Below are 13,046 nucleotides of genomic sequence, written 5' to 3' on the forward strand. Positions count from 1 at the left end.
TATTCTATAGGACAATTAAAATTATTCAAGCTGAAATAAAAAGTAAATTTACTACCAGCTAAAAATAAGTATAACTACAAGCTCTAAGGATTGTCTTAAATGATACAATGCTTTTTTAATGTGGTTTTCAACAGTAAAAACTGAAATTCCCAGCTTCTTTGCAATTTGTTTGTTACTTAGATAACCAAACCTGCTTAGCTCGAAAACATTTCTACACTTCTTTGGTAGTTTCTCGACTGCATTTTCCAATAGTGAACGGGTATCTTTTTCTTCTAAATATTCATCCGTGGAACATATTCCTATACTATTTTCAATATAGTCTAGTTGCTCCCGGTTCCATTTGTTTTTTCGTATTTCTTTGGAAATCTGATTTCTTGCTGCTCCAAATAAGTAAGGAAGTAGGCTAGTATATGTTAAGGTTGGTGGTTTTTTCCAAAGCGAAATAAAAATATTCTGAGCGACGTCCTCAGCTGTCTCCCGATCTTGCATTACTTTGAATACATACCGATAAATGGAATCAAAATGCCGTTGATAGAGAACTTCAAAAGCACCGTGGTTTTGATGTTCCATTATCAACCGCAGAAGTTCTCGGTCATTATAGAATGTTATTTTGGTCAATTTTGGGTTATGATAACTTGTAATACGCTAATTAAAAGAATTTAATGCATAATTCAAATAAAGATTTTTATATTACTGAATTTCAAACAATTGGAGAACAACGAGTACAAACAAAACCTCGTTCCGAAATTTAATACACCCTTGAATACCTGAAAGATAGTAATCCAACAAAACCTTTTAGGCTACTGATCATTTTAAAAACACACCTCCAAAACCACTGCAAATTTCAAAGTAAGCTACTTATAATTGGGTTAAACAGATGGAAGTTCCCATCCCCCATGATATTCAGATTGAATCAAGGAATTCCCCTTACTATTTCCTTTAAAATTGCCTAATTTAGTGTTCCACTCTAGCACATTCTCACCTGTTCTCACAGCTATATTACCCATATGCGCATAAAGGGCAACATTTCTACCAATTTCAACAGGACAGTTTGTAGCAATTCTTTCTTTTACTCCTCTTAAAAAATTTAACACATGTATTTCCATTGCGCTTTTTCCGGTGAAATTAAAATTTGCCTTAGCCAGTTTGCTTGCCTCTTCACTTTCATCCTTATTCCCATGTAAGATTTTCCAGTCCCCCCTATCAGCAATAATTGCACCTTTGTCACCGATGAATTCTACACCATACGGCTTTTCATAAGGCCCAATGGCAAGGCCGGCAGTATGCGTCCAATGAATGAAATAATCCTCCATTGGGTAACTAACATCCATTATTTCATAGGTTTCTCGGCAATAGGATGCAAGATTATAATTGGCACCGGAAGCAATTACGGACATTGGTTCCTGTTGTATATTTTTGGCCCAAAGTGCCATATCCAAAAGGTGCACTCCCCAATCTGTCATCAAACCACCACCATAATCCCAAAAATGTCTCCAATTCCCATGCACCCGATTGGGATTATAGGTTCTTTTTGATGCAGGACCCAGCCAAAAATCATAATCCAAACCTTTTGGAATGGTTTCATTAGGAACTTTAGATGCACCCATACCATAAGGAAAATTAGCCCATACATTGACTCGCTTGATTACTCCGATTCCACCGGAATGAATATGAGCCATAGCGCTGTTCCAAACCTCACCACTCCTCTGCTGCTGCCCCACCTGAACGACCCTGTTGTATTTCCTAGCGGCTGCAAGCATTAAATTGCACTCCTCAATGCTATTTGCCAGTGGTTTCTCCACATAAACGTCTTTCCCTGCCTGACAGGCAAGTACCATGATCAAGCAATGCCAATGATCGGGGGTACCAATAATTACAGCGTCAATTGCATCATCTTCCAGTAATCTCCTAAAATCACCGTATCCTTTTGGAATTTGCCCGAAAGACTTCTTTACATCCTCTATTCTTTTTTCCAGTATATTCCGATCCACATCACAGATACCAAGGCAGTTTACCTGACCAGTTTCCATCATATGACTCAAAATATTATACCCCTTATTCCTGGCCCCAATTAAACCTATGTTCACTTTTTCATTGGGAGAAATTTTACGAAAAAATGAAAAATCAGGTATTATTAAACCCAAACCTGCTGCCGAGGCACTGCTCTTTTTTAAAAAATCTCTTCTTGATTGTCTCATACCTATCGTGTTAAAAATTTATTACCTTGTAAAACCTGAACTAACCGACATTATGATTGAAGATATAAATAATTTCACATATTTATTTTGTTACACACCTATTTTATAAAACAATCCAACAAAAAACATCCACTCTTTCCATCTTGATTGATATATTTTGCTTTTTATTAACTCCTTATTTTTTATTGATTTAAAGACTTACAAATGCATTTACTCCAAAAAGAAGTTTAGAGTAAAAATAAATTTTTACATTCAATATATTATCGATAAAATGAATGAAACCAATAACAATAACTCAAAATGAAAACAATTATAAGCTCAGTATTATTTTTTTTTATAACTACCGGCATTTTTGCTAGTAACCTACCAAGGAACCAAAAGGCTAACCCATTTCTTGGAAAGTGGGGACTTCAGATTGAAGGCGGAGGAGTGGGATGGCTTTATGTAAATGAGGACCAAGGATTTCTAGATGCTGAATTGTTGTGGATAGGCGGTAGTGTATTGCCGGTATCTCATGTGTATTTAGCCAACGAAAACACTTTGGTGGTTACGAGAACAAATCAATCCAAAAAAACTGATCATAGAACGCATACAATTACCCATACTTTAAGGATTGAAAAAAATGGGGATGAATTAAAAGGAACCATGTCAGGTCCTAGGAGAGACAGTGAATATATCGCTAATTTCACAGGAAAAAGAATGCCTGAAATGCCTGCTAAACCGGATCTTTCCAAGGTGAAATATGGCAAGCCCATAGCCTTATTTAATGGGAAAGACTTGAGTGGGTGGGTGTTAATGAACCCCAAACAAAAAAACGGATTCAAGGTGGAGGATGGCATCTTGGTCAATGACCCCGTTCAACCCGAAAATGGCAAACATATATCCTATGGTAATATTAGGACAAGTGAAGAATTTAATGATTTTAACTTGAAACTTGAGGTAAATGTCCCCAAAGGGAATAACAGCGGAGTTTACCTGAGAGGAATTTATGAAATTCAGGTGGTTGATTCTTATGGAAAGCCTTTGGATTCTCATAATATGGGGGCTCTTTACAGCCGCATCCAACCAAGCCAAGCTGCTGAAAAACCAGCTGGGGAATGGCAATCCATGGACATCACCCTTGTGGATCGACATGTAACAGTTGTTTTAAATGGAAAAACAATCATAGACAATCAGCCTGCTTGGGGCCCAACAGGAGGAGCCATGAGTGCAGATGTTCTTGCTCCCGGACCTATATATTTACAAGGTGACCATGGTAATGTAAGCTATAAAAACATTGTTTTAACCCCGGTTCATAAATAGACCATAACATTTCCTTTTTTTATTTATTCTCTTAAGAATATTTCTAAATTAAATGTTCGGATTGCCCATAATTTGGTCAATCCGGACTTTTACCTCATTATACACACCTAAACACAAAAATTTTATAAATATTTTTTCTACATTTAATGCTAGTAATGTAATCACCTATTTTATAAAATTTCCATCAATGCCAATCAGAAAATTCCTCGCCAAAATACACCTAATAATTGGCTTAGGGACAGGATTTCTTTTCTTCATCATAGCCCTCTCCGGTGCACTATATACCTGGGAACCTGAAATTAGCAGGGTCATCTACAAACATAAAGTAGCGGTCCAAGAAAAGCCTTTTATCTCCATCTCGGACATAAAAAAAAGTTTACAATCCTCATTTCCGGAAGGAGATTTTCGTACGGCTCTATACCGAGATAGTGGCAGCAGTATTGAGGTTTTGCTTTATGTTCCCGGCACATACTATTTAGCTCAACTTAATCCATATAATGCAGAAATTATCCACTTGCAAGACATGAAGAAAGGTTGGTTAAATCATCTAAAAAACTTGCATAGAAATTTGCTCTTAGGGGATTTTGGAAGGAAAATTGTACACTGGGTTACTTTATTGGCACTGCCTATGTTAATTTCCGGTTTGGTCATGTGGTGGCCAATTAAGGGTTTGCCTAAAAAAGATAAATTCAAAATAAAATGGGCTGTTTCTCCCAAAAAACTCAACTATGACTTGCACAATATCCTCGGATTTTATGCTACATGGATCCTAATTTTCAGTGTGTTGACCGGTGTTTTTTGGGGATTTGAATCAGTAAAGGAAGTAACAAAAGCAGTTAGTGGAGAAAGTAATATTACCTACGAAAGCCCAAAATCCACCCTACCCGAAAAAACCGAACAATTAAATAAGGATGATATTTTAAATTCCTTAATTGCTCAATACCACAAAAGTTTCCCTAAATCTTATGTTCGCATCGGTATCCCTCATAAAAAAGATGAGGCTATAAACCTTACGGTGATTCAACCTAATAAAGGCTTAAATGCAATTGATCATTATTTCCATGACCAATACAGTGGCCAACCAATTCAGGGTAATTTTCAGAATGGTTTGTCTAAGGACAATAGTACTTTCCAAACAATCAATGGGATGGTTTATGACATTCATTTTGGCAGTATTCTAGGCCTCCCCGGAAGAATTTTGGTATTCCTAGCTTCTTTGATCGGGGCTTCATTACCGATAACCGGGTTTATCTTCTGGTATGGTAAAAATAAAAAAGGAAAGAAATCTTTTTGAACAAGAATTAAAATCAATCTCTGAAAAAATACATTGGTGTTATTAATTTGATAATCCACCAATTACCCCCTTTTATTACCCATATTTACATGTATTACTTGTCAATGCAAAGGATATTTAACCGGAAATACGGTTCAGCTCTTCTATTACTTGAAGAATTTACTTCAATACACGTCGCTCTACTTTAATTTTCGACTTCAAATTACCAATGCCATAATTAAGTCTCCAAAAAACCTGATTTTTCTTTAGATATTACCACTCCCTACGGACCCGAATGAAAAAATTCGGCATTAAAAATTAATGAAATGACTATTTTTTTGACTTATAACCTAGATTAGATTTTATTTAAATTGCCTACACGGGGACCAATTTGTAAGCCTTCACGATCACCTGTTCAAAAAAATTCCTTATTTGCGCTGAAACTATAATTAATAAAAAATGTCACAATTCCCACCATGCCCTAAATGTCAATCTGAATTTGTTTATTCCACCGGGGGGCCGCTCCTAACTTGTCCCGAATGTGGACATGAATGGAACCCTGAAGAAACCCAAGTTGAGGATTCAGGTACTGAAGTTAAAGATGCCAATGGAAATATTCTCGTGGATGGAGACACTGTAATTGTATTGAAAAACTTACCTGTGAAAGGTTATCCTCAACCCATAAAAGCTGGCACCAAAGTAAAAAACATTCGTTTAACGGATGGAGACCATAATATTGATTGTAAGATTACAGGATTTGGAGCCATGGCTTTAAAATCTGAATTTGTGAAAAAAGGATAAGCAATGCTACAACTTTGAGTTTTTAATATAGAGACATTTACTTATTAAGATTCAATGGATTGTTGACCCAATTAATCCACTTTAAATTCTCTAAGGTTTAGGTTTGAATCCCTTCAGATAATCCATTTTTTAATTGACATCATTTTCGGGATATTTAGCAATGATAAACAATGCTAAATATCCCGAACTTTAATTTTTCATAGAATTATCTCTCTATATTAGCTCAAACAGACCTTGGGTTCTTTAAAAAAAACAAAAAATGCTTGATTTTTGCCTTAACAAGAATGTTCCCTCCGGGAAACAAATACTTTTAGATTGAGTTTATATTAAATGGTAAATTTCCTAAGACTTAACAGGAAGGAATTATCGTTAAATTCTTAAAGCCGAATTATGCAATAGACTTTCTTCAGGTTCTAAAATCATTTAAAACCCTAGTACTATTTCATAACCCGGTTTAAAATGAATGAAGACAATCAACATTTTTATAAATTCTTATTTTCCGGTGTTTAACATATGAACAATGATTGGGTAAATAATTGGTATACTTTTAAAAACAGAAAACCTTATGACTTCCAAAAGGATTGTTTAAAAAGTTATCTTGAAGGGAAAAGCGGCCTTTTAAATGCTCCTACCGGGAGTGGGAAAACCATGGCCTTATGGATACCCATATTAAAAGAGTATGTCAATCAATACCCAGACAGTTGGAAAAAAAGAGAAAAAATGGTTTACAAGTGATATGGATTACCCCATTACGGGCTCTTGCGCAAGACCTATGTCAAGCCATGCAAGAGGTATGTCTTGAAACAGGATTACCTTGGCGAATTGCTGTTAGAAATGGTGACACCACGGCATCCCAGAGGCAGCAACAAAAAAGAGCCATGCCTGAATGCTTGATAACCACTCCTGAAAGTTTACATTTATTAATCGCTCAAAAAGAAAATCAAGAGCTTTTCCGTAACCTAAAAGCTGTAGTTGTAGATGAATGGCATGAACTTTTGGCCAATAAACGTGGTGTGCAGGTACAGTTAGCCATTGAATATTTAAAGACCATTGCCAGCTTAAAATTTAAAGTTTGGGGAATTTCTGCAACTATCGGTAACCTGTCTCAGGCACATGGTGTTTTATTAGGCCCTAGCACTCCAAAATTAATTATAAGAAGTAAAATTAAAAAGAAAATAAAGGTAGCCTCAATCCTTCCTGATGAAGTGGAAAAATACCCTTGGGCTGGTCATCTAGGTATAAAATTATTACCCAAAATTATTCCCATTATTGAAAAAAGTCAAAGTTTATTGCTCTTTACCAACACAAGGTCTCAAACAGAAATCTGGTACCAAAAAATTCTGGAAACCAAGCCGGAATGGGCTGGAACTATGGCCATGCACCATGGATCATTAGACCCTCAAGTCCGAGAATGGGTAGAGACGGCATTGCACGAAAAAAGTTAAAACTTGTGGTGTGTACAAGCAGTTTAGATCTTGGAGTGGATTTTAGGCCTGTAGACACGGTGATACAGGTAGGAAGTCCAAAGGGAGTTACCAGATTTGTCCAACGGGCTGGCCGTTCAGGCCATTCTCCGGGGGCTGTAAGTAAGGTGTATTTTGTTCCTACCCATTCCTTGGAATTGATAGAAGCAAGCGCATTGAGAAAGGCCATAAATAATGAAGCGTTTGAAGACCAAATCCCCATGGAAGCCTGTTATGATGTTGGTCTTCAGTTTTTGGTCACACTCGCACTGGGTGAGGGTTTCAAGCCGGAGAAAGCCTACCTTATTCTAAGAAATTGCTATGCTTTCCGAAACCTATCGCGAGAGGAATTTCAGTGGATGTTAGATTTCGTAACAGTGGGTGGAAAGGCCCTTGGCAGTTATAAAGAATTTTCGAAAATAAACTTAATGACGGATGGACTTTATCGCGTCACTGATAAAAAAATTGCCATGCGTCACCGATTGTCTATGGGCACCATTGTAAGTGACCCTATGATTCAGGTTAAATTTATTACAGGTGGGTACATAGGTTCAGTAGAGGAAAGCTTTATTGCCAAGTTAAAGCCTGGAGATGCTTTTTGGTTTGCGGGTCGTAACCTAGAATTTGTAAAAATCAAGGAAATGAAAGCATTGGTAAGGAGGTCAAAAAAGAAGACAGGAACCATTCCTCGCTGGATGGGAGGAAGAATGCCCCTATCATCAAGGTTATCGGAAATGATCAGAGATGAATTGCAAAATGCATCCAAAAACAATTTGGATGCCATTGAATTAAAAACCATTCAGCCCATTTTAAAGCTACAAAGTGCTTTATCGAGGATACCGGATCAAGATTCACTTCTCATAGAAGAATGTAAAAGTAGAGAAGGGTATCATGTTTTTATTTTTCCTTTTGAGGGACGTTTTGTCCATGAAGTATTAGCGGCCTTAGTCGCTTACAGAATTAGTGTCAGTAATCCTATAAGCCTTAGCATAGCCATGAACGACTATGGTTTTGAGTTGCTCTCGGATAGCCCGATACCAATTGAGGAAAGCTTGGAGGAAGATTTATTCGGAACAGAAAATCTAATGGATGATTTGTTTGCTAGCATCAATGAAACGGAAATGGGCAAGAGACGCTTTAGAGAAATTGCAGCCATTGCCGGATTGGTTTTTCAGGGGTACCCTGGGAAAAATATACCCACAAGGCACCTACAAGCCAGTTCCGGGATTTTGTATGGAGTATTTGAGACTTATGATGCTGACAATTTACTTTTGGCCCAAGCCAGAGAAGAAGTAATACAAATTCAAATGGAAAAAAACAGGCTTTTTAAGGTAATAGACCGGATCAATAAAAGTGAGATTCACCTAATTAAAACAAAAAAATAACTCCTTTTGCCTTTCCTATTATGGTTGACCGCCTCAGTAGAAACACTATAAGTTCGGAAAATCTCACCGATAGAATACTAAAATTACAGATTGAACTGCTGGATTAAAACTTGTTTTGGAGCATTATTAAATTTAAATTCGCTACAATATTCCAATTAAATTAATTATATCCCATTATTTATTTAGCCTTTATGAAATCTTTATTAGTTACCTTTTTGGTGATCAGTTCATTTATGACCTGCTTGGGTCAAACACCACCCAATGGCCCCGAAGTAACGGATCCGGAATGGAATGCCTACGACATTGAAACAGTTGTTGAAGGCTTTAATATCCCATGGGGATTGGCAGTTTTATCGGATGGAAGCATGCTTATTACAGAAAAATCCGGTGAATTGATCCATTTTAAAAATGGTCAAAAAACGAAAATCGGAGGCTTGCCTGAAATTTCATCAAAAGGCCAAGGTGGATTATTGGATGTTGTATTGCACCCTGATTTCAAAAATAACAAATTGGTTTACATCTCCTATGCTTCTGCAAGGGGTACCGGAAAAGGTTCTCATACTGCCATTGGTCGAGGCAAATTAGAAGGCAGCCAGTTGGTTAACTTTGAAAGGCTTTATAAAGCCAGTCCAAATTCTGAAGCTGGTCAGCATTTTGGCTCAAGAATAGCTTTTGATAAAGATGGTTACTTGTTTTTTACCATTGGAGAAAGAGGGGCTAAATTTGAAAACCCGCAAGATATTACTCGTGATGGCGGAAAAGTTTACAGGCTGTATGATGACGGAAGAGTACCTGAAGACAATCCCTTTTACAATGAATCCGGAGCAAAGAAAGCCATTTACTCTTATGGTCATAGAAACCCGCAGGGAATGTTTTTACATCCAAAAACCGGGAAAATCTGGGTAAATGAGCATGGCCCACAAGGAGGTGATGAAATCAATATCGTAAAGGAAGGCGCCAATTATGGTTGGCCTGAAATCACCTATGGTATCAATTATGACGGAACAATATTGTCCGAAGAAACAGCAAAACCGGGAATGGAACAACCATTTTATTACTGGGTTCCATCCATTGCTCCAAGTGGTTTTGCCTATGTGACGAATAGTAAATACCCTGCTTGGGAGGGAGACCTTTTGGTAGGTTCTTTGAAGTTTAGTCGTTTAGAAAAACTCACAATTAAAAACAATAAAGTTACCAAAAGAGAAAAAATCATTGATGGTTTAGGACGCGTAAGAAATGTTGTTTTAGGCCCTGATGGTATCATATATGCCGGCATAGACGGCAAAGGAATTGTAAAGATCGTTCCCAAAGGGAAGTAAAATTAAATTGTTAGAAACTTTGTAATTGCTGCTAAAAGAACAATTTGGCAGCAATTACTTTTTAGACAAGTCAACTGTCCTAAAATAAAGAATGTCAAAAGTAAAATATGATTACATAATCATTGGCGGTGGTTCTGCTGGCAGTGTTCTTGCCAACAGATTAAGTAAAGACCCTTCCAATAAGGTGCTGGTAATTGAAGCAGGCAGGCCTGACCATGGTTGGGATTTTAGGATTCAAATGCCTGCTGCCCTCACCTATCCACTTACCAATGATTTTTACAATTGGGGTTATGAATCTGAACCGGAGCCATTTATGCACAACCGGAAAATCTTTCAACCACGTGGCAAAGTTTTGGGTGGTTCTAGTGTAATCAATGGAATGATTTTTATCCGTGGCAATGCCATGGATTATGAAAAATGGGCCAACGTAAAAGGCCTGGAAAACTGGAGCTATTCACATTGCTTGCCCTATTTCAAGCGCTTAGAAAATCGTCTGATTGGGGGAGACAGCTACAGAGGCGACAAAGGACCCCTCTATTTGACAACACCCAAGTGTGACAACCCCTTGTTCAAGGCTTTCTTTGAATCTGTTCAAGAAGCAGGTTATCCGCTGACATCCGATGTCAATGGCTATCAACAAGAGGGTTTTGGGAAGTTTGATGCAACCATTTACAAAGGTAAAAGATGGAATGCTGCTAGAGCATACGTACATCCGATAAAAGACCGTAAAAACCTTACCATTCATCTGAAATCTACCGTAAGCAAAATCTTATTTGAGGGCAACACCGCTACAGGAGTGGCTTATTTAAAAAGTGGTAAAAAGGAAGTGGCAAATGGCGGGCAAATCATTTGTTGCGGAGGTGCCATCAATACGCCGCAAATTTTGCAACTTTCCGGTATTGGTAATGCCAATGATTTGAAAAAACATGGCATACCGGTAGTGGCTGACCTAAAGGGAGTTGGAGAAAACCTACAAGATCATCTTGAGGTATACGTGCAATGGGCAGCAACAAAACCGGTAAGTCTTTACCCTTCTCTAAAATTCTATAACCAACCTAAAATTGGATTAGAATGGCTCATTAAAGGCACCGGTGTGGGAGCAAGCAATCATTTTGAGGCCGGTGGTTTTATCAGGGGAAATAATGAAGTGGCTTACCCTAATTTGCAGTACCACTTTCTGCCGATCGCTATCCGTTACGATGGTTCTGCTCCAAACGAAGGACATGGATTCCAATTGCATGTGGGGCCAATGAATACGGATGTGAGAGGGCATGTGAAAATTAAATCTGCCGACCCCGAAAAATATCCAAGTATTAAATTCAATTATTTGTCAACAGCCCAAGAAAGGAAAGAATGGGTGGAAGCAATAAAGTGTACTAGAAAACTTATCAATCAACCTGCGTTTGATGAATTAAGAGGTAAAGAACTGTCTCCGGGTCCTGGAGTTGAAACCGATGAAGAAATTTTGGATTTTGTAGCCCGAGAAGGAGAAAGTGCTTACCACCCAAGTTGTACGGCTAAAATGGGCTATGATAAAATGTCTGTTGTAGATTCGAATCTCAAAGTACATGGGTTAAAAAACCTTTCGGTGGTAGATGCATCCATTATGCCATACATCACCAATGGCAATATCTACGCTCCGGTGCTAATGATTGCTGAAAAAGCTGCTGATATTTTGCTAGGCAACAGTCCTGAAGCCCCTCAAAAAGTCCCCTTTTACAAACACATTCCGGAAAAGAAACCTAATCAACATTCCAATTGATCAAAAATAAAAACCTATATATCGACGGTCGCTGGCAAGAAGCCTTATCCAAGGAGGTACGATCCATCTACAATCCATTTGACAAGCAAGTTCTCGCATCTGTAGCAGAAGGCGGTCGAGTTGACGCTAAAAAAGCCATCCTAAGTGCCAAATCTGCATTTAATTCAGGTGAATGGCGAAATTTCTCTGCCGTTGAACGCGGGAGAATGGTGTATTCATTGGGTGATCTGATTGAAGATAATAAGGAAGAATTAGCCAGATTAGAAACCCTAAATACAGGAAAGACCTATGTTGAAAGTATTTGGGATATGGACGATATTGCCGGAATATTTAGGTATTATGGTGGACTTGCAGACAAAAACGAAGGGGAAGGAATTGCAAGCCCAAATCCTAATTCACAAAGCAGGGTAATAAAAGAACCGATTGGGGTTGTAGGCATGATTTGTCCTTGGAATTATCCCCTTCTTCAAGCAGCATGGAAAATTGCCCCTGCTTTAGCTGCCGGCTGCACCATGGTCATCAAACCAAGTGAATTCACTCCACTAACAACCTTGCTTTGGACAGAACTCGCAGAAAAGGTCGGTTTTCCCAAAGGAGTTATTAATACAGTATTAGGTCCGGGACATAGTATAGGTGCTGAACTTGCCGAGAATCCGGATGTAGACATGATTTCCTTTACCGGTGGAGTGGTCACCGGAAAGAAAATCATGAAGGCTGCCGCAGGAAATGTTAAAAAAGTAGCACTTGAACTGGGAGGAAAAAATCCACATATTCTATTTGAAGATGGAGACTGGGAAACAGCCATTGATTTTATCTTGAATGGTGTTTTCTTCCATGCAGGTCAGATTTGCTCTGCAGGCACTAGGGTGATGGTGGCAACTCCAATCCACGATCAAGTAGTAAAGCACTTAGAGCAAAGGATTAAAAAAATTAAACTGGGAAATGGAATGGACAAAGAAACCCAAATGGGGCCTCTTATTTCTGATTCCCAACTAGAAAAGGTGTCTAACCATGTCAAAAATGCCACCGCAGAAGGGGCAAAATTGATTGCCGGTGGTAAGCAACCATCCTCCCCCGCCTTGGCCAATGGTTTTTTTATGAGCCAACTTTATTAGTAGGCTGCACCAAAGAAATGGCAATAGTAAAAGAAGAAATCTTTGGACCTGTAATACATATTGAAAAATTTGACACCGAAGAGGAAGCCGTACAAAATGCCAATGATACCATATATGGTTTGTCGGCAGGATTCTGGACCAGAGATGCTCAAAGAATGGAAAGGGTTTCTAAGGCCCTTCGCTTCGGAACTGTATGGGTCAATGACTTCAATGTTTATTTTGTTCAAGCTCCATGGGGAGGATATAAACAGTCCGGCCTAGGTAGAGAGTTGGGCCATACCGGATTAGAAGAATTTCAAGAAATCAAACACATCTATCAAAATTTCAACCCTTCGCCATTAAATTGGTTTGGAAATTAACCCAACAAAGCTATCGACACCAAGACCCTAGGAATCCTCATTACTGTTTTTTTTTACTTGATTATACTA

The 13,046-nt window shown here is 38.2% G+C and carries 7 protein-coding genes and 2 pseudogenes; 7 read left to right on the forward strand and 2 right to left on the reverse strand.

Annotated features, from left to right (window positions below):
* Positions 1-51: 51 nt before the first annotated feature.
* Together WG932_RS08695 and WG932_RS08700 are read right to left on the reverse strand one after the other, a co-directional pair.
* Positions 52-618: an RNA polymerase sigma factor gene (locus WG932_RS08695; protein WP_014022808.1), complete on the reverse strand. Its 567-nt coding sequence runs from the start codon at positions 616-618 to the stop codon at positions 52-54.
* A 251-nt stretch (positions 619-869) separates the two neighbouring features.
* On the reverse strand, positions 870-2,198 hold the full coding sequence (locus WG932_RS08700) for a Gfo/Idh/MocA family protein (protein ID WP_483087667.1): 1,329 nt from the start codon (positions 2,196-2,198) through the stop codon (positions 870-872).
* Between the two features lie 300 nt (positions 2,199-2,498).
* Here WG932_RS08700 and WG932_RS08705 point away from each other — a divergent pair, with 300 nt between their 5' ends.
* The 7 genes and pseudogenes from WG932_RS08705 (at position 2,499) to WG932_RS08735 (ending at position 12,977) form a co-directional block, all read left to right on the forward strand.
* On the forward strand, positions 2,499-3,500 hold the full coding sequence (locus WG932_RS08705) for a 3-keto-disaccharide hydrolase (protein WP_483087668.1): 1,002 nt from the start codon (positions 2,499-2,501) through the stop codon (positions 3,498-3,500).
* 187 nt (positions 3,501-3,687) lie between these two features.
* Positions 3,688-4,794, forward strand: a complete 1,107-nt coding sequence (locus WG932_RS08710) for a PepSY-associated TM helix domain-containing protein (RefSeq protein ID WP_483087669.1) — start codon at positions 3,688-3,690, stop codon at positions 4,792-4,794.
* Between the two features lie 438 nt (positions 4,795-5,232).
* A complete protein-coding gene (locus WG932_RS08715) occupies positions 5,233-5,574 on the forward strand; it encodes a zinc ribbon domain-containing protein YjdM (RefSeq protein ID WP_339675307.1) in 342 nt (113 codons plus the stop codon).
* 513 nt (positions 5,575-6,087) lie between these two features.
* Positions 6,088-8,529: pseudogene (locus WG932_RS08720) on the forward strand (ligase-associated DNA damage response DEXH box helicase).
* Between the two features lie 84 nt (positions 8,530-8,613).
* Positions 8,614-9,741 (forward strand): PQQ-dependent sugar dehydrogenase, encoded by a 1,128-nt coding sequence (locus WG932_RS08725; RefSeq protein ID WP_149392781.1) that lies wholly within the window; start codon positions 8,614-8,616, stop codon positions 9,739-9,741.
* Positions 9,742-9,832: 91 nt separating this feature from the next.
* Positions 9,833-11,503: a choline dehydrogenase gene (betA, locus tag WG932_RS08730; protein WP_483087670.1), complete on the forward strand. Its 1,671-nt coding sequence runs from the start codon at positions 9,833-9,835 to the stop codon at positions 11,501-11,503.
* Positions 11,500-12,977 (forward strand): annotated as a pseudogene (locus WG932_RS08735) (aldehyde dehydrogenase family protein). Before betA ends, WG932_RS08735 begins: the two are co-directional and overlap by 4 nt.
* The last annotated feature ends 69 nt before the right edge of the window (positions 12,978-13,046 follow it).

It is taken from the genome of Cyclobacterium sp. SOCE241 (genome assembly GCF_056867545.1).